The 17,898-nt window shown below is 69.3% G+C and carries 13 protein-coding genes and 1 pseudogene; 7 read left to right on the forward strand and 7 right to left on the reverse strand.

Going from position 1 to position 17,898, the window contains the following annotated elements; genetic code table 11:
• Positions 1-31: 31 nt before the first annotated feature.
• The 5 genes from HUW62_RS17710 to HUW62_RS17730 all read left to right on the forward strand — a co-directional run bounded on the left by HUW62_RS17710 (position 32) and on the right by HUW62_RS17730 (position 7,949).
• The gene (locus HUW62_RS17710; protein ID WP_240356429.1) at positions 32-775 is read left to right on the forward strand and encodes a phosphoribosyltransferase; all 744 of its coding nucleotides are present in this window, start codon (positions 32-34) and stop codon (positions 773-775) included.
• Positions 776-794: 19 nt separating this feature from the next.
• Positions 795-2,711, forward strand: coding sequence for a selenocysteine-specific translation elongation factor (selB, locus tag HUW62_RS17715; protein ID WP_163866278.1), 1,917 nt, complete (start codon positions 795-797; stop codon positions 2,709-2,711).
• Positions 2,708-5,224: an ATP-binding protein gene (locus HUW62_RS17720; protein ID WP_176435092.1), complete on the forward strand. Its 2,517-nt coding sequence runs from the start codon at positions 2,708-2,710 to the stop codon at positions 5,222-5,224. The genes selB and HUW62_RS17720 overlap by 4 nt, the downstream gene beginning before the upstream one ends.
• Positions 5,221-6,666 carry a sigma-54 dependent transcriptional regulator gene (locus HUW62_RS17725; protein WP_176435093.1) on the forward strand — a complete coding sequence of 482 codons (1,446 nt, stop codon included), beginning with the start codon at positions 5,221-5,223 and terminating at the stop codon, positions 6,664-6,666. Before HUW62_RS17720 ends, HUW62_RS17725 begins: the two co-directional genes overlap by 4 nt.
• A 434-nt stretch (positions 6,667-7,100) precedes the next feature.
• Entirely contained in the window at positions 7,101-7,949 is an 849-nt protein-coding gene (locus HUW62_RS17730; protein WP_176435094.1) for a GNAT family N-acetyltransferase, read from the forward strand.
• 73 nt (positions 7,950-8,022) lie between these two features.
• Here the strand turns inward: HUW62_RS17730 and HUW62_RS17735 are convergent, their stop codons facing one another.
• From HUW62_RS17735 to nuoE, 7 genes are all read right to left on the reverse strand, one after another.
• On the reverse strand, positions 8,023-9,582 hold the full coding sequence (locus tag HUW62_RS17735) for an NADH-quinone oxidoreductase subunit N (protein ID WP_163866282.1): 1,560 nt from the start codon (positions 9,580-9,582) through the stop codon (positions 8,023-8,025).
• 18 nt (positions 9,583-9,600) lie between these two features.
• The gene (locus HUW62_RS17740) at positions 9,601-11,331 is read right to left on the reverse strand and encodes a NuoM family protein (protein ID WP_176435095.1); all 1,731 of its coding nucleotides are present in this window, start codon (positions 11,329-11,331) and stop codon (positions 9,601-9,603) included.
• Positions 11,328-13,559, reverse strand: a complete 2,232-nt coding sequence (gene nuoL / locus HUW62_RS17745; RefSeq protein WP_176435096.1) for an NADH-quinone oxidoreductase subunit L — start codon at positions 13,557-13,559, stop codon at positions 11,328-11,330. Before nuoL ends, HUW62_RS17740 begins: the two co-directional genes overlap by 4 nt.
• Before the next feature lie 22 nt (positions 13,560-13,581).
• Positions 13,582-13,884: an NADH-quinone oxidoreductase subunit NuoK gene (gene nuoK / locus HUW62_RS17750; RefSeq protein ID WP_141643162.1), complete on the reverse strand. Its 303-nt coding sequence runs from the start codon at positions 13,882-13,884 to the stop codon at positions 13,582-13,584.
• A 75-nt stretch (positions 13,885-13,959) separates the two neighbouring features.
• Positions 13,960-14,469 carry an NADH-quinone oxidoreductase subunit J gene (locus tag HUW62_RS17755; RefSeq protein ID WP_163866285.1) on the reverse strand — a complete coding sequence of 170 codons (510 nt, stop codon included), beginning with the start codon at positions 14,467-14,469 and terminating at the stop codon, positions 13,960-13,962.
• On the reverse strand, positions 14,466-15,806 hold the full coding sequence (gene nuoF, locus HUW62_RS17760; protein WP_163866286.1) for an NADH-quinone oxidoreductase subunit NuoF: 1,341 nt from the start codon (positions 15,804-15,806) through the stop codon (positions 14,466-14,468). Before nuoF ends, HUW62_RS17755 begins: the two co-directional genes overlap by 4 nt.
• 34 nt (positions 15,807-15,840) lie before the next feature.
• The gene (gene nuoE / locus HUW62_RS17765) at positions 15,841-16,329 is read right to left on the reverse strand and encodes an NAD(P)H-dependent oxidoreductase subunit E (protein ID WP_163866287.1); all 489 of its coding nucleotides are present in this window, start codon (positions 16,327-16,329) and stop codon (positions 15,841-15,843) included.
• A gap of 105 nt (positions 16,330-16,434) precedes the next feature.
• On the opposite strand from nuoE, the gene HUW62_RS17770 reads away from it, so the two are divergent.
• A complete protein-coding gene (locus HUW62_RS17770; RefSeq protein WP_163866288.1) occupies positions 16,435-17,184 on the forward strand; it encodes a TIGR02266 family protein in 750 nt (249 codons plus the stop codon).
• Between the two features lie 67 nt (positions 17,185-17,251).
• A pseudogene (locus tag HUW62_RS17775) lies at positions 17,252-17,898 on the forward strand (serine/threonine protein kinase); the annotation flags it as partial.

Consider the following 17,898-nt stretch of genomic DNA (forward strand, 5'->3'; position numbering starts at 1 on the left):
CGGGGCCGCACCCCAGCCGGAGCTCACCGCCGTGGCCACCAAGCGGGCATCGCCCGGGCCCAAGGCCCAGGGCAAGCGCAAGCCCACCGCGAAGTCCTCCTCGAAGAAGACTTCTCCCAAGACTCGTGTCGCGCCGTCGTCCGCGTCGTTGTCCGCCGCGGAGCGCAAGCAGGCGCAGAAGCTCGTCTCCATTCCCGCGGACCTGGTGCTGGCGCCGCAGGTGGAAGCGCCGCGTCAGCCCACCGGAAAGGACCAGTCGGGCAAGCGCTCCGCGGGCGTGAAGGAGCTGACGTGGGCGGATTTCGACCGCGCCGTGCACCACCTGGCCGACGCCATCCGAAAGACGTTCAAGCCGGAGGCGGTGGTGGGCGTGGCCCACGGTGGCGTCTTCGTCGGCGGCGCGCTGTCCTCGGCGCTGGGCTGCGCGTTCTTCCCGGTGCGCATCAGCCGTCGCAGCAGGGACAGGGGTGACGAAGGGCGCCCGAAGGGTGGGCCGAAGACGAGCGGAGAGATGCCGCGCGAGCTGAAGGGCAAGCGCGTGCTCATCGTCGACGACGTGGCCTCCAGTGGCGACACGCTGTCGCTGGCCACGGCGCTGGCGCGCGAGGCGGGCGCCACCCAGGTGTCGACGGCGTGCCTCATCTCGAAGCCGGAGGGTTTCGCCCCGGACTACGCCGGGCTGACGACGGGCGCGCTCGTCGTCTTCCCGTGGGACTACGCGCCCGGCGCGGGTGACGCGCGCTTCGAAGAGGACCCGGACAAGGCGGGGGCGTGAGCGGTGCCGTGGTGGGGCGATGATTGTCGGCACCGCGGGACACATCGACCACGGCAAGACGTCGCTGGTGAAGGCCCTCACTGGCATCGACACGGACCGGCTCCAGGAAGAGAAGCGCCGGGGCATCACCCTGGAGCTGGGCTTCGCGCACCTGACGCTGGATGACGGCACGGTGGCGGGCGTGGTGGACGTGCCCGGCCACGAGCGCTTCGTGAAGGCGATGGCCGCGGGCGCGGGCGGCGTGGACCTGGCCGTGCTGGTGGTGGCCTCCGACGAGGGCGTGATGCCCCAGACGCGCGAGCACCTGGACATCTGCCGGCTCCTGGGCGTGCGCGCCGGTGTCGTCGCGCTCACCAAGTCGGACCTGCTGGCGGAGCCCGGGCCGGAGTGGCGCGTGCTGGTGGAGGCGGACCTCGCCGCGCTCACCGCGGGCTCGTTCCTGGAGGGCGCGCCGGTGGTGCCCTGCTCGACGCGCACGGGCGAGGGCCTGGACACGCTGCGCACCGCGCTCAGCCGGGCCGCCGGGGCGTTGACGAAGCGTCCCTCGGAGGGGCCGACCTTCCTGCCGGTGGACCGCGTCTTCACGTTGAAGGGCTTTGGCACCGTGGTGACGGGCACGCTGTTGTCGGGCACGGTGGCGGTGGACGACGCGGTGTCGCTGCTCCCCGGGCAGCCGGGCCCGCTGCGGGTGCGCGGCGTGCAGGTGCATGGGCGGGCGGTGGAGAAGGTGGAGGCCGGTCAGCGCGCGGCGGTGAACCTGCCGGGCGTGGAGGCGGAGTCGCTCTCGCGGGGACAGGTGCTGACGCGCGCCGGAGAGCTGCCCGAGACGCGCATGCTGGACGTGGAGTTGACGCTGCTGCCCACGGCGGAGTCGCCGCTGCCGCGCCGTCGCAAGCTGCTCCTGCACCTGGGCACCTCGCAGGTGGAGGCCACGGTGGCGCTGCTGGACGTGGAGCGGTTGGAGCCCGGCGGGACGACACTGGCGCAGCTGCGACTGGACGCGCCGGTGGCGGCGCTCGTGGGCCAGCGCTTCATCCTCCGAGGCTCGCGCGCGCTGCCCGGGCGGGGCGCGACGCTCGCGGGGGGCCGGGTGCTGTCGATTGCGCCGCCTCGGCGTCGCAAGGGCGGCTCGGCGGTGGTGGCGCCGCTGCGGGAGGCGGACCCGGCGGGGCAGGTGGCGTGGCTGTTGCGGCAGGCCGGCTATCGCGGGCTGACGCAGGCGGAGCTGTTCGGCCGCTCCGGGCTGGGCCCTCGGGTGCTGGCGCGCGCGCTGGAACTGCTGGGCACGCGAGGCGCGGCGCTGCTGCTGGACAGGGAGCGGCGGCTGTACCTGTCCGGCGAGGTGTTCGAGGGGCTGCAGGGACGGGCGCTCGCACTGCTGGCCGCCTTCCATGAGCGCGAGCCCTTGCGCGAGGGCCTGTCCCGCGAGGAGCTGCGTCAGCGCCTGTCGTCCGAGCTGGACGCGCGCGCCTTCCAGCGGGTGTTGCAGGGACTGGGGGACACCGGAAAGCTGGAGGTGGACCGGGACCTCGTGCGTCTGAAGGGGCGCGGCCGTGCATTGTCGCTGGGGGACGAGGCGGCCCGGGCGCGGCTCGCCGCGGAGCTGTCCGCGACGGGACTGGCCCCGCCCACGGAGGCCGAGCTGTCCCAGAAGCTCCAGCTCCCGGTGCCCCGCCTGCGAGAGCTGTTGAAGGTGTTGATGGCCGAGGGGAGGGTGGCGCGGGTCAGCGAGGAGCTGTGCTTCGACGCGGTGGCGCTGGGGGCCCTGCGGGAACGGCTGGTTGCCCACCTGCGCGAGAAGAAGGAAATTAGCACCCAGGCCTTCAAGGAACTGGTGGGACAGAGCCGCAAGTTCGTCATCCCTCTGTCCGAGTACTTCGACCGGGAGAAGGTGACGCTCCGGGTAGGCGAGAAGCGGGTGCTGCGTCGCGGATGAGCACGAAGCAATACAGCGAGGCGTCGCTGCGCGCCTTCATCGAACCCTTCGCCAACCCCGTGCTCGCGGTGGTGGACGGACGCGTGTTCGCCGCGAACGACGCGTACCTGGCGCTCCTGGGGCTGCCCCAGGAGCGAGTCGAGGGGCGCTCCATCATGGACTTCGTCCAGCCGGAGGACCGCAGCCGGCTGATTGAGCGCTACCGCCTGCTGGAGTCCGGTGTGCCCATGGAGGCGGCGACGCAGCTCTACCAGGTGCCCTCGGCGGACGGCGTCGCGCGGGAGGTGGCCCTCTACGCGTCCCATCTGCTGCTCGAGGGCGGAGGCCGGGCGCTGTTGCTCAACCTGTTGCCGATGATGGACCGGCCCCCCGAGCTGTCCGTGGCCGAGCGCCTGGTGGAGACCTCCGCGGGCCTCGTGTCCGCGCACTCCGAGGACGCGGTGCGCCGCGTCGCCATCAAGGGCCTGGAGGCCGCGGGCTTCCGGGTGCGGCTGCTGCGGTGGGATGGCATGCGGCTGCACGCGCTCGACGGTGGGCCTCCGCCCGCGGACGTGTACCTGGGGCTGGAGGCGCTGTCGGACGGGCGCCCCGTCTTCGGTGGCGCGGAGCGGGCCAAACCCACGCACGTGTACCTGCCGGTGGGAGGGCCCCAGGTGGAGGTGCTGCGCGTGGAGGGACCGTGGGTGGCGCCTCGCCATGGCTCGGTGCTGACGCTCTTCGCCAAGGTGGTGGGGGCGGCGCTGACGGACGCGCGCGTGCAGGCGGATGGCACGCGCAGCCGATGGGAAGTGGGGGCCGTCGCGGAGATGGCGCGCTTCGTGGCTCGGCCGATTCCCCCCACGCCCGAGGACTTCCTGTCGCGCGTGTCGGAGCTGCTGCTGTCAGAGGCCGCGGTGCTCCACCTGACGCAAGGCGAGAAGGGGCCGCTGGAGCTGACCGCCCACTTCGGGCTGGCGGAGAGCGGCGTCTCCAAGGCGAGCGTGGACCGCTTGAGCGCGGTGATGGGGGCCACGGTGCCGGACGCACTGGATGGAGACCTCACCACGGAGGCCCAGGCGGCGGTGCTGCGCGAAGTCTCGGGCGGGGCGCTGGGCAGCGGCGCGGCGGTGCGACTGGCTCGCGGCGGAGAGGTCTGCGGCGTGCTCCAGGTATTGCGCGCGCCAGCCCGGCCCTTCGATGCGCGGGACGTGAGGCTGCTCGGCACGTTGTCGGAGCTGCTGGTGACGCTGCTGGAGCAGCGCAGGCTGCGCTCGGAGTCGGGGCGGCAGCTCGCCGAGACGCGCCTGCTGCTGGATTTGGCCCGCACCACGGCGGGCGTGCTGGAGACCTCCAGCATCCTCGACGTGGCCTCGGACTTCCTGGTCCACCTGCTGGACGTGTCCAACTGCTACATCATGCTGTACGACGAGAGCGCCAAGGTGCTCCGGGGCGCGGCGGCCTCCGCGGCCCATCGCGACTTCTTCCGCACGGTGGAGCTGTCGCTGAGCAGTGACAGCGTGGCGGCCCGGGCCGCGCGCGAGCGAAAGCCGGTGGCCATCGAGGACGTGGAGGCCTCGGGCGGAGGCTTCAACCCGCAGCTCGTCCAGCGCTTCGGGGAGAAGGCGCTCCTGGCGTTGCCGCTGACTTCGCGCGAGGAGCTCATCGGCGTGGTGCTGGTGGACGACACGCGGCGCAGCCGGAGCTTCAGCCCGGAACTCGTCGAACTGGCGGAAGCCACATGTGGGCAGCTCGCGCTCTCCATCGCCAACGCGCGTCTGTATGAGTCACTGTGGGCCAGCTACGCGGAGCTGGCGGCCACGCGCGCGGAGATGGTGAAGCGCGAGCGACTGGCCGCGCTGGGCGAGCTGTCCGCGATTGTCGCGCACGAGGTGCGCAACCCGCTGGGCGTCATCTTCAACGCGGTGGCGTCGCTGCGCCGGCTGCTGGAGCCCTCCGGTGACGCGGGCATGCTGCTGGACATCCTGGGCGAGGAGAGCGACCGGCTCAACCGCATCGTCGGCGACCTGCTCGACTACACGCGCCCCAGGAACCCGGTGCTCCAGCATGAGGACCTGGGCCGCGTGCTCCAGGACTCGCTGGAGGCGGCGCGCGTGCAGGGCGGTGGCTCGGACCGGCCGGTGCAAATTGACGCGGAGGTGGAGGCGGGGCTGCCGCCGGTGCCCATGGACCGCCGGCTCATCCGCCAGGCGCTCGTCAACGTGGCCGTCAACGCGATTCAGTCGATGCCGCAGGGTGGACGGGTGAGGGTGCTGGCGCGGAGGGAGGCGCATGGCGGGCGGGAGCAACTGCGCATCGACGTGGCGGACCAGGGGCTGGGCATCCCCGCCGAACTGCTCCACCGCGTCTTCGAGCCCTTCTTCACCACCAAGGCGCAGGGCACGGGCCTGGGCCTGGCTGTCGTCAAACGTATCCTCGAGGAACATCGAGGCGAAATCGCCGTGGACAGCGTCCCCGGTCGCGGTACCACCTTCACTTTCAGACTTCCCCTCTCGCAGCCCCCGTCCTTCCCATGACTGACGCGAACACCCCGCCGTCCCGTGGACGCATCCTCGTCGTGGATGACCAGCGCAACATGCGCGCAACCACGGCGCTGCTCCTGCGCGCCGAGCACTACACCGTCTTCGAGGCAGGCACGGGTGAAGAGGCCCTGGCCCACCTGTCCGGCGGCAGCATGGACCTGCTGCTGACCGATTTGAAGATGGAGCCCATGGACGGGCTGACGCTGCTCAAGCGCGCGCTCGAAGTGGCCCCGCGTCTCCAGGTCATCATGATGACGGCCTTCGGTTCCATCGAGAGCGCGGTGGAGGCGATGCGGCTGGGCGCGTACGACTACGTCACCAAGCCCTTCAAGGAGAGCGAGCTGCGCTACCGCGTGGAGCGCGCCCTGGAGCGCGCGCGCCTCCTGCGCGACGTGGACAACCTCGCCACCGACTTCAACCAGCGCCATGGCCTGTCCGCGCTGGTGGGGCGCAGCGCCGCCATGAGGGACCTCACCTCGCGGCTGATGCGCGTGGCGCAGAGCGACGCCACCGTGCTCATCCAGGGAGAGAGCGGCACCGGCAAGGAGCTGGTGGCCAGGGCGCTCCACGCACACAGCCGTCGCAAGAACCGCTCCTTCGTGCCCGTCAACTGCGCCGCTATCAGCGAGTCCCTGCTGGAGAGCGAGCTGTTCGGCCACGCGAAGGGCGCCTTCACGGGCGCGGTGAAGGCGCGTCGCGGCCTCTTCGAGGAAGCCGACGGAGGCACGCTCTTCATCGACGAGGTGACGGAGACGAGCCCCACCTTCCAGTCCAAGCTCTTGCGCGCTCTCCAGGAGGGCGAGGTGCGCCGCGTGGGCGAGTCCACCGCGCTGCGCGTGGACGTGCGCACCGTCGCCGCCACCAACCGCGATATCGAAGTGGAGGTGCGCGAGAAGCGCTTCCGCCAGGACCTCTACTACCGCCTCAACGTGGTGACGCTGCGCGTGCCGCCACTGCGAGAGCGCCTGGATGACGTGCCCGTGCTCGCCGAGCACTTCCTGGAGCGCGCCAACGCCCGCAGCCCCAACCCCCGGCGCCTGTCCGCCTCCGCCGTGACACACCTGATGAACTACGACTTCCCCGGCAACGTGCGCGAGCTGGAGAACCTGGTGGAGCAGGCCGCCGCGCTCGCGGAGAGCGACGAGCTGATGCCGGAGGACTTCCCGCTGCGCCAGGCCCGCCTGACGCCCGCGCACGGCACCTCCAGCCTCAGCGCCCTGGATGGACAACTGGGGCTCGGTGCGGGCACGGCCGGAGGTCCCACCCTGGCCCAGGTGGTGGAGGACGCCGAGCGCCGCGCCATTGCCCAGTCCCTGGAGCGCCATGGCGTGGACCTTGCTCGTGTAGCGGACGAGCTGGGCGTCTCCTCCACCACCCTCTGGCGGAAGATGAAGCGCCTCAACCTCCGCCCGCCCACGGAGGCGAGCCGGGAGTAGGGGAGCAGGCTGGAGTTGGACGTGTAACTTTTGCGCACCCGTGGATTCAGATCCGAAATGAACGGGGTTCATCGGTGAAAAACACAGGCGCCTGAAATCATTGATAATTTTCAGTTCTGCAAGGCGATTTCAGGGCTGCAATGCAATCGACGAGGTTGGCCACTGTCGGGTGGACCTCTAAGTGCCTGAGAAAACTGGAGTTTGTCTCAAAACAGCTCCTGGCACGACGACTGCTATAGCTCCACGCGGGACACATCGAAGCGAGGCTGAAGGCGGTTCCCCCCCACCCCTTCAGCACTTCCGGTGAGTCACCTTCAGAAGACCCGCGGCCCGACCCTCCCCTGTGGAGTGTCGGGCCGCCTTCTTTTGTGCCGTCGGACGTTGAAATCCGCCCGCGTCGGTGTTCGCTCCCTCCTCCTGGGAAGGAGTGCCTGATGGCGGTGCGAGTGGGACGGCAGCCGTGTCCGTGGGTGCTGAGGCCTGGACGCGAGGACGATTACCCGACGTACGCGAGGCTGTTCGCGGAGCTGGGCCTGGAAGAGCCCCCGCCCTCCGCCACCATGTGGGCGCAGGAAGTCTCTCCCCGCACCCTGCTGGTGGACGGGCCAGGTGGGGTGGAGGGGTACACGTCGACAGACGCGCTGGGCGTGCTGGGCTACGTGGGGCAGCTCGTGGTGGCGCCCTCCGCGCGGCGTCAGGGGCTGGGGCGCTGGATGATGCAGCGCGTGGCGGAGCGCCTTCGGGAGCAGGGCTGCCAGAGCTGGGCCCTCAACGTGAAGCGGGACAACGCCGCGGCGCTGGGGCTGTACACCTCGCTGGGCATGAAGCTCGTGCGCCAGGGCACCAACCTCCGGGTGACGCGCGCCCAGGTGGCGGTGCTGCCGCCCGTGCCCCACGGCTTGATGGTGGTTCCCGTGGAGTCAGGTGACTGGGAGCCGCTGACGCAAGCCTTCGGGATGATGCCGGGCAAGCTGGCGCGCTACGCGACGCTGCCTTCGCACCGACTGCTTCGGCTGGCGCGCGAGGACGGCGAGGAGGGTACGCTGGGGATGATGGACGTGCGCTCCGGCGGCGCGGTGCTCTATCCCTTCTTCGCGGACTCACTGGCCCACGCGCGAGCGCTGCTGGAGGGCGCCTTCTCGCTGCTGGGAGAGGCCCGGGAGTCGGTGGCCGTGGTGGTGACGGACGACGTGCCCCTGGAGCAGCTCCTGCGGGACGCGGGCGCCGGCGTGAGCCTGGAGACCTTTGAGCTGCGCGGCGCGCTCCCGGAGTCGAAGCCGTAGCCAGCGCCGGAAAGACGACGCCCGCCCGGGCACGAGGCCGGGGCGGGCGTGGGTGACGACGGGGCGCGAGCGTCTACTGACCGAAGATGCTGCTGGCCTGTTGCAGCCACCCGGTGATGGGGCCCGGGAGGATTCCGAACACCAGCACGGCGGCGGTGGCGAGGACCAGGGCCAGCTCGGTGGACCAGCTCCGCTCGAGCGTCAGCGCGCCCTCGGGAACGGGCCGCATGAACATGTAGACCACCACGCGCAGGTAGTAATAGGCACCCGCCGCGCTGGCGAGCACGCCGACGATGGCCAGGCCGATGAGGCCCGAGTCCACCGCGCTCTGGAAGATGAGCAGCTTGCTCATGAAGCCGATGGTGGGAGGAATCCCGCCCAGCGACAGCATGAAGGTGGCCATGGCCACGGCCCAGCCCGGACGGCGCTGCGCCAGCCCGCTGAATCGCTCCAAGTCCCAGGCGGTGCCCTTCTCCTCGTCCTCGCGGCGCTCCAGCACGGACACCAGGGTGAAGGCACCCACGGCGCTGAAGGTGTAGGCGAGCAGGTAGAAGAGGATGCCGCGCAAGGCCTGTGAGCGCGCCAGCTCCACCGGCGAGCCACCCGTCAGCTCGGACGGACCCAGCAGGCGGAACTGCTCGCCCGGCGCGGTGACGAACAGCGCCGCCACGCCCACCAGGAGATAGCCGGCGTGGGCGATGGACGAGTACGCCAGCATGCGCTTCACGTTGCGCTGCGGAATCGCCAGCAGGTTGCCCACCACCATGGTGAGGAAGGCGAGGGTGGAGAACAGCACCAGCGGCAGGTGCGGGTCGATTCCCTTGCCCAGCGTGAGGAACACGCGCACCAGCGCCGCGAAGGCCGCGGCCTTCACGCCCGCGCTCATCAGCGCGGTGACGGGGGTGGGGGCACCCTCGTACACGTCCGGCGTCCACATGTGGAACGGCACCGCGGCCACCTTGAAGGCGAAGCCGGAGCCCAGGAGGATGAGGCCCACGTAGACCAGCGCCGGCTGGGTGGCGAGCGCGCCGGACAGCGGGCCCACCATGTCCGTCAGCTTCGTGGAGCCGGTGGCGCCGTACAGCAGCGCCGCGCCGTACAGCAGCACCGCGGAGGAGAAGGCGCCGAGGATGAAGTACTTGAAGCCCGCCTCGCTCGGCCGCGTGCCACGGCGCAGATACGACGTCAGCGCGTAGGTCGCGATGGAGAGGACCTCCAGGTTGACGAAGAGCGTGATGAGCTCGTTGGACAGCGCCAGCAGGCTCATGCCCGCCGCGGCGAAGAGCATCAGCGCGTAGAACTCACCGCGCTCCGCCCCGCGCTTGCGCAGGAAGCTCACCGAGCTCAGCGCCGCCAGGCCCAGGCCCACGCACACCACGAAGGTGAGGAAGCTGGAGAAGGGGTCCAGCACGCCGAAGCCGAGGAACACCTCGTGCGCCGGCTCGAACATGTTGGCCACGGCCACGGCGCCCGCCGCCACCGAGGACACCACGGTGAGCACGGCCTGGTAGGAGCGCGACGCGTTGGCGCCGAGGAACACTTCCGACAAGAGCAGGATGCAGGCTCCCACCACCAGGATGATGGCGGGAATCAGCGGGAGGAAGTCTGCCAGGGTGAGATTGGGCAGGATCATGTCGTGGGCTCTGGCGGCTTACGGCCGAGGCGAGGGGACGGCTCGGGCGGCGAGCGGGGCGGGGACGCTCGGAGCGGCCGCGGTGGGTTGGGCCGGCAGCCCCATCACCTCCACGCGCACCTGCTCCGTCTCCACGGTGGCACCCGGGGTGCCCACGCGAGCGCGAGCGATGAAGCGGCTGGTGGACGGCTCGATGCGGTCCAGGAACGGCTGGGGCATCAGCCCCATCACCCCGACGAGGATGATGAAGGGCAGCACCGTCAGCATCTCCCGCAGGTTCATGTCGGTCAGGTGCTGGTTCTCCCGGTGCGTGAGGCCCCCGAAGAACACCTTCTGCACCATCCACAGCATGTACGCGGCGCCCAGGATGACGCCCAGGGTGGCGAACGCGCCGAACACCATCGTCAGGTGCGGGTTGCCAGCGGCGGCGCCCAAGTCACTCTTGAAGGTGCCCAGCAGGACGAGGAACTCACCGATGAAGCCGTTGGTGCCCGGCACCGCCACCGACGAGAAGGTGATGATGACGAAGGCCACCGTGAACACCGGCATCACCTTGGCGATGCCGCCGAAGTCCGCCATCAGTCGCGTGTGGCGCCGCTCGTAGAGGTAGCCGAACAGGAGGAACAGCGCGCCCGTCGAGATGCCGTGGTTGAGCATCTGGTACGCGCTGCCCGTGGCGCCCTCGGCCGTCACCGCCAGCATGCCCAGCATGCAGTAGCCCAGGTGGCTCACGGACGAGTACGCAATCAGCTTCTTGATGTCCCGCTGCGCCAGACACATCAGCGCGCCGTAGACGATGCCGATGACGGCCAGCGTCGCCAGGAAGGGACGGGCCTGCTGCGCGGCCACCGGGAAGAACGGAATCGCGTACCGCCAGAAGCCGAACGTGCCCATCTTCAGCATCACGCCGGCCAGAATCATCGAGCCAGCCACCGGCGCCTGCACGTGCGCGTCAGGCAACCACGTGTGCACCGGCCACATGGGCACCTTGATGGCGAACGCCAGCGCGAAGGCGCCGAAGAGCCACGGCCCATACGTGCGCAGCGTCGCGGCCAGTCCCGTGAGCGAGTCACACGCTCCGGGGGGGCCGGCGGTACAGGCGGACAGCTGCCGGTTCGCGTCCAGCAGGCCGTTGTACATGCTGGAGTAGTCGAACGAGCGCGCGCCCGCGGGGGAGCTGATGAAGTACACGGCGATGAGCGCCACCAGCATCAGCAGCGAGCCGACCAGCGTGTAGAGGAAGAACTTCACCGCCGCCATCTGGCGGTCCTCGGCGCCCCACACACCCACCAGGAGGTACATGGGGATGAGCATGGCCTCGAAGAAGATGTAGAAGAGCAGCACGTCCAGCGACACCAGCGCGCCCAGCATCGTCGTCTGGAGCACCAGCAGCGCCAGGTGGAACTCCTTGATGCGGTGGCTGATGTACGTGGTGGAGGCCAGCACGACCAGCGGGCCCAGGAACACCGTGAGGAGCAGCAGGCTCGCCGCCAGGCCGTCCACGCCCAGGTGGTAGCTGAGCCCGAACTCCTTGAACCAGTGCACCCGGTACTCGAGCTGGAACTCCGCGCCGCCCGGCTCGAAGCGCATGTACGCCCACACGCCGAACACGAGGTCCACCAGCATGGCGATGAACGTGACGGCGCGAATCTGCCCCGCCTCGCCCGCCGGCAGCATCAACACCAGCGCCGCGAAGACGAGGGGCAGGAAGACGACGAGGTTGAGCAGGTGGGTGTCGAAGAAGCTCATTGCAGCACCTGGATGAGGGCGTAGGCGACTCCGCCCAGCAGGGCGAGGGCCATCACTGCGGCGTAGGCCTGGGCGTCGCCCGACTGGACGTAGCGCAGCGCGCTGCCCACTCGCGCCGTCACCCACGCCGTGCCGCGCACGGCCACGGTGTCGATGAGGAGCGCGTCCACCACGCGGAAGAGGATGAAGCTCATGAACTTCACTGGCCGGATGATGGCCAGCTCGTACAGCTCATCCACGTAGAACTTGTTCTGCGCCGTGCGGCGCACCGCCCGGGCGAAGGCCGGAGCCGGCTGGCCCGCGCGCGCCGGGAAGAAGCGCAGGTACAGGAAGCCCGCCAACGCGCCACCGGACACGGCCACGAGCCACGCGAACACGTAGTCGCCCATGGCCGGGACGCTGGTGTCCAGCGCCACCGTCTTGCCCGTCGCGACGATGCGGTTCATCGACGCGAACACGGGGCTCAGGAAGTTCTCGAACACCGGCTGGGGCCGACCGTCGCCCGGCGCCTTCATCAGCGGCCACGCGTACACGGCGGACACCACGCTGAGCACCGCGAGCACCACCAGCGGCAGCGTCATCTGCCACGCGCTCTCGTGCGCGTGCTTCAGCTTGGCGTCCTTGGAGCGCGGACCCTCGAAGGTCAGCAGGTACACGCGCGTCATGTAGAACGCGGTGCAGGCGGCGATGAGCAGGCCCAGGTAGTAGACGGCGCTGGACACCCAGTGCAGCCCTTCCAGGTGGTTGTGGTGCACGCCGTGGAAGATGGCGTCCTTCGAGAAGAAGCCGGACAGGGGGATGATGCCGGTAATCGCCAGGGTGGCGACGAAGAAGGTGCCCCACGTCCACTTCATCTCGTGGCGCAGGCCGCCCAGCTTCTTGATGTCCGTCTCGTCCCCGTTGCCGTGCATCACGCTGCCGGCGCCCAGGAAGAGGCAGGCCTTGAAGAAGGCGTGGGTGACGAGGTGGAGCACCGCCGCCCAGAACACGCCCATGCCCACGCCCATGAACATGATGCCCAACTGGGACACCGTGGAGTAGGCGAGCACCTTCTTGATGTCGTCCTGCGCGAAGGCGATGAGCGCCGCGAGCAGCGAGGTCAGCGCGCCGATGATGGCCACCGTGGCCATGGCCGTGGGGCTGAGCACCAGCAGCGCTGACATGCGGCTGAACAGGTAGACGCCGGCGGTGACCATCGTCGCCGCGTGGATGAGGGCGGAGACGGGCGTCGGGCCCGCCATCGCGTCCGGCAGCCAGACGTACAGAGGCAGCTGCGCGCTCTTGCCCGCCGCGCCCAGCAGGAACAGCAGCATCGCCGCCGTCATCACCCCGCCGAACGTGTAGCCCTCCAGGGGCCCCGCCGCGATGGGGGTGGACAGCACGACCGCGCCGCCGCCGCCCTCGGGAATCGCCTCGGCCATCTTCTGCAGGCCCAGGAAGGTGACGGTGCCCTTCTCCTGCAGCGCGGCCGAGTAGCGCTGGCTGCTGCTGCCGGCCATCGTGTAATCGCGCTCGTTGGCCTGCTCGGTGAATGCGCCCACCAGCAGCACCATCAGGAACGTGGCGATGAGGAACGCGAAGTCACCGATGCGGTTGGTGACGAACGCCTTGCGGCCCGCCCACGCCTTGGCCGGGTCCGTGTACCAGAAGCCGATGAGCAGGTAGCTGGCCATGCCCACGCCCTCCCATCCCACGAAGAGCAGGACGAGGTTGTCGGCCAGCACCAGCGTCAGCATCGCCGCGACGAACAGGTTGAGGTACGCGAAGTACCGCCAGTAGGACTCGTCGTGCTCCATGTAGCTGGTGGAGTACAGGTGGATGAGGAACCCGACGCCGGTGATGACCAGCAGCAGGGTGCCCGACAGGTGGTCCACCATCAGCCCGAAGTTCACCCGGAAGTTGCCCACGGCGAACCAGGTGCCGTAGTCGTGCGCCAGGGCGTAGCGGACGTAGTCGCGCTCCTGGCCGAACGGGTTCACGAAGAAGGACAGGAGCCGGCGGCTCTCCGGGTCCGTGTCGCTGGTGGCCCAGAAGGCCAGCACGCTCAGGACGAAGGCGCCGCCCACCGCGGAGCAGGCGACCAGATTCACGTTGGCCCGGCCCAGCATCTTGCCGAACACGCCGCAGATGAACGCGCCGAGCAGCGGCAGGGCGATGATGAGCCACAGCGAGGGCGCCAGGACGTCGGGAGCGACGGGCGCCGTCTGCAGGAATTGCGAGAGGTTCATGACAGGGCTCCTGGCGGGTCCGTCAGTGCTTCATGGTCCGGATGTCTTCCACCAGGACGCTGCCTCGGCTCCGGAAGACGGCGATGACGATGGCGAGGCCAATGGCCGCCTCCGCCGCCGCGACGGCGATGACGAAGAAGGCGGAGACATGGCCAACGCTGTCTCCGTGCATTCGGGCGAACGCGAGGAACGTCAGGTTCGCGGCGTTGAGCATCAGCTCCACGCACATGAAGATGACCAGCGCGTTGCGGCGCACCATCACGCCAAACATGCCCATGCAGAACAGGGCGGCGGCAAGCAGGAGGTAGTAGGAGATGGGGACCATGGGCCGATTCGGGGCCTCGCGGGCGACGACCTGCGCCGCCATCTAACACAGAAAGTTTGAGGGAGTCGGCAGCGATCAGATTCGCGACTTGGCCACCACCACGGCGCCCACCATGGCCACCAGCAGCAGCAGGCTCACCGCTTCGAAGGGCAAGAGCCACTGGGTGAAGACGACCTGACCCATCGTCGCCATGGTGCCGAAGGTCGCCTGCCCCTCCACGCCCAGGGACGGCGGCGGCCCGCCCGGCAGCTTCGACAGGGCGATGCCCAGCACCGCCAGCAGGCCCAGCGTCGCGGCGCCACCGACGATTCGCGCCAGCGTGGGCCGGCCACGCGAGGGGGACTCGCCGAGGTTGAGCAACATGATGACGAAGAGGAAGAGCACCATGATGGCGCCCGCGTAGACCATCACCTGGAGCACCGCCACCGTGTGCGCCCAGAGCAGGACGTACAGGCCGGCCAGGAAGAAGAACGTGGAGACCAGGGCCATGGCGGAGTTGATGGGGCTCCGCGCGAAGATGACCGTCCCGGCCGACAGCAGCGTCAGGAGCGCGAACGCCCCGAAGAGGATGAGCTCGATGTTCAAGACCAGTCTCCGAACGAACCCCAGGGCTTGTCGCCGAACGGGCAGCGGTGCTCGCGGATGTGGGCCTCGAACTCATCCCTGTACCGCATCAGGAACGAGTGCGTAGGCAGCGCCGCCGCGTCACCCAGCGCGCAGATGGTGTTGCCCAGGCCGATGGGCGGGTAGGGGGCAATCGAGGACGCCACGTTGGACAGCATCTCGATGTCGCCCGGCTCGCCGCGGCCCTCTTCAATCTTGCGCAGGAGCCGCGTCTGCCACGGCGTGCCCTCGCGGCACGGTGTGCACTGGCCGCAGGACTCTTCCGCGTAGAAGCGCGCCACGCGCCACAGGCTGCGCACCATGCAGGTGGAGTCGTCCATGACGATGACGCCGCCGGAGCCCGCCATGGTCTGCTTGACCTTGAGGGCCTCGAACTCCATCGCCACGTCCAGCTCGTCCGCGCCCAGCACCGGCGCCGAGGACCCGCCCGGAATCACGGCCTTCACCTTGCGACCCGCCGGCAAACCCCGGCCGAACTTGTCGTCGTAGATGAGCTCCGCGAGCGTGGTGAACATGGACACTTCGTAGACGCCGGGGCGGTTCACCGAGCCGGACAGGCAGACCAGGCGCGTGCCGCCCGACTTGTCCGTGCCCAGCTTCGCGTACCAGTCCGCGCCGCCCGTGAAGACGTGGGGAACGCTGGCGAGCGTCTCCACGTTGTTCACCACCGTGGGGCTGCCGAACAGGCCGACCACCGCGGGGAAGGGGGGCTTGAGGCGCGGCCAGCCCTTCTTGCCTTCCAGGCTCTCCAGGAGGGCCGTCTCCTCGCCGCAGATGTACGCGCCGGCGCCACGGACCAGGTAGCAGTTGAGCTCGAAGTCCTTGCCCAGCATCTTCTTGCCGAAGATGCCCGCCTTGTAGGCCTCGTCGATGGCCGCCTGGCAGCGCTCCGCGGGGAACTTGAACTCGCCGCGCAGGTACACGTAGCAGGTGTGCACGCCCAGCGCGTACGACGCGATGGCGATGCCCTCCAGCATCATGTGCGGGTCGTCTTCCAGGATGTAGCGGTCCTTGAAGGTGCCCGGCTCGGACTCGTCGCCGTTGACGGCCAGGTACTTGGGCTTGGGGCTGTCCTTGGGGACGAAGCTCCACTTCAGGCCCGTGGGGAAGCCGGCGCCGCCGCGCCCTCGGAGGTTGGACTTCTTCACCTCGTCGATGATGGCCGCCGGCTGCATCTCCAGCGCCTTCTTGAGGCCCTCGTAGCCACCGCGCTTCTTGTAGCTGTCCAGGGTCCAGGACTGCGGCTTGCCCCAGGCCGCCGAGATGATCGGGTCGATCGTCTTTGCCGTAGCGGTCATGTGATGACGTCCTACCTGAGTAAAAGGGGTGGGCTCAGCTCAGCTTGGCCAGGATGGCGTCCAGCTTGGCGCGGGTGAGGCTCTCGTGATGATCCTCGTTGATCTGCAGGCACGGCGCCGTGCCGCAGGAGGCCAGGCACTCGGTCTCGCGCAAGGTGAACTTCTCGTTGGCTTCACCTGCCTTGAGGCCGAGCTTCTCCTCCAGGTAGGCGAGCATCTTCTCCGCTCCCCAGAGCGAGCAGGACAGGTTCGTGCAGACGTCGATGACGTACTTGCCCGGCTTCTTCAGGTGGTACATCACGTAGAAGCTGGCGACCTCGTAGGCGCGCTCCGGCGTGACTTCCAATTGCTTCGCGACCAGCCTCAGTCCTTCGGGCGGCAACCAGCCCTTGATCTCCTGGAGCACGCGCAGCGCCGGGAGCATGCCCGCGCTTTTGCGCTCAGGGGGGTAGTGGGAGATGATCTCCGCGATACCCGCGTCGAACTTCTTCTGCTCTTCAGGAGTGAACAGGGGCTCCGCCATGGCGGGGGGCTACGTATTGCCCCCATGGCCGCGTTGTCAACATAAACCCTCGACGGTACACTGGGCCGCCATCAGCAAATTGCCGAGCGATTCCAACCCCTTGTCATGACCCCGGGCCCAGAGAACAAGCGCCAGCACCCCCGGATCCCGGCCGTGCTGAAGGTGGAGTACGCGGACGGACGCCAGGCGCGTGACGTCACGGAGAACCTGTCCCATTCGGGGCTGTTCGTGCAGACCGAGCAGGCCTTCACGCTCGGAGAGGATGTCCGGCTCGCACTTTCTTTCCCGGGACTGCTGGATCCGGTAGAAGTCAGCGGCATCGTGGCCTGGGTCAGGCCGGCGAGCTTCGATCAGCCCGGAGGTGTCGGCGTCCGAGTGGAGCGCGCAGAAGACCGGCGGAGACTGGGTGACATCTTGAGTGCGGCAGGTCCAGACAGCCAGGAGTCCACCGGCGAGCACGAGGGGTACCGCGTGCTCATCGTCGAGGACAACCCGCACATCATCGAGATGTACAGCTACGTCTTGAAGAAGCTGGCCAGCGGGGAGCTGCACGGAAAGGTGCCCCTGGAGGTCCACTTCGCGCCGGACGGCCACCACGCGCTCCTGATGCTGCGCGAGGGCCGCTTCAGCCTCGTCATGACGGACCTGTACATGCCGGTGATGGACGGCTTCGCCCTGGTGGAGCGCATCCGCGAGGAGGAAGCGCTCCGGGCCATCCCCGTCATCGCCATCTCCGCGGGCGGCAAGGAGGCGCAGGACCGCGCCCTTCAGCTCGGCGTCGACATCTACCTGCGCAAGCCGGTGAAGTTCGTCGAAGTGCTGGAGACGGTGAAGCAGCTCCTGCGCATCAAGTAGCCACCCCCCGGGTTCTGGCAGTCCCACGTTGAGTGGGGGCGGGGGGACGTCGTAGAGTCCCCCACCCATGCCGAAGGCCGCCATCAACCGCGACGCCGTCAGTGGCGAGGCGCTGTTCATCCTCCGAAACCTGAGGGAGAACGGCCGACTTGGACGCTCGAACAAGCTGGCCGATGTGAAGGCCGCTCTCGAACCGTCCGTCTCGCTCGAGTTCGACAACTACTTCTTCTTCCTCCGCAAGTTCCACTACATCGCCATGGACCGCGAGGCCCAGCTCAAGCTCACCGAGCAGGGCGAGCGTGTGGCGGGCGGGGAACTGGGGGACAAGTTCTCCACGGAGGTGGGCGAGTTCTTCGCCGAGCAGCTCGCCTCCGCGGAGGATGAGCCGCCGGTAGCCCAGGGCACCGAGGAGCCCATGCAGCTGCCGCCGCCGCCGCCGGAGCTGCTGCTGGACGAGGCGGAGGTGGTGCCCACCGCGGCCACGCAAATCGCGCCGCCTCCCTCGCCGCCGTCCATGGCGCCCATGCGGGCCGCGCGCTCGGCCATGCCCGCGTTGGACCTGACCCCGCCGCCGTCGGCGCCCGCCGCCGTGGCCTCTCCCGTGGCGCTCATCACCCCCGCGATTGCCGAGCCTCGCCGCGAGACGTCCATCGGCCTGGCTCCCGCCGCTCCCGCGCCGCTGCCCCTCGCTCCTCCCGCGTCTTCCGCCTCCTC

The organism is Myxococcus sp. AM011 (genome assembly GCF_013372595.1).
GTDB classification, from domain to species: Bacteria; Myxococcota; Myxococcia; order Myxococcales; family Myxococcaceae; genus Myxococcus; species Myxococcus eversor.

Coding starts and splice junctions, on each gene's coding strand:
- selB (WP_163866278.1), top strand. CDS start 795: ATGATTGTCGGCACCGCGGGACACATCGACCACGGCAAGACGTCGCTG.
- HUW62_RS17720 (WP_176435092.1), top strand. CDS start 2,708: ATGAGCACGAAGCAATACAGCGAGGCGTCGCTGCGCGCCTTCATCGAA.
- HUW62_RS17725 (WP_176435093.1), top strand. CDS start 5,221: ATGACTGACGCGAACACCCCGCCGTCCCGTGGACGCATCCTCGTCGTG.
- HUW62_RS17730 (WP_176435094.1), top strand. CDS start 7,101: ATGGCGGTGCGAGTGGGACGGCAGCCGTGTCCGTGGGTGCTGAGGCCT.
- HUW62_RS17735 (WP_163866282.1), bottom strand. CDS start 9,582: ATGATCCTGCCCAATCTCACCCTGGCAGACTTCCTCCCGCTGATTCCC.
- HUW62_RS17740 (WP_176435095.1), bottom strand. CDS start 11,331: ATGAGCTTCTTCGACACCCACCTGCTCAACCTCGTCGTCTTCCTGCCC.
- nuoL (WP_176435096.1), bottom strand. CDS start 13,559: ATGAACCTCTCGCAATTCCTGCAGACGGCGCCCGTCGCTCCCGACGTC.
- nuoK (WP_141643162.1), bottom strand. CDS start 13,884: ATGGTCCCCATCTCCTACTACCTCCTGCTTGCCGCCGCCCTGTTCTGC.
- nuoF (WP_163866286.1), bottom strand. CDS start 15,806: ATGACCGCTACGGCAAAGACGATCGACCCGATCATCTCGGCGGCCTGG.
- nuoE (WP_163866287.1), bottom strand. CDS start 16,329: ATGGCGGAGCCCCTGTTCACTCCTGAAGAGCAGAAGAAGTTCGACGCG.
- HUW62_RS17770 (WP_163866288.1), top strand. CDS start 16,435: ATGACCCCGGGCCCAGAGAACAAGCGCCAGCACCCCCGGATCCCGGCC.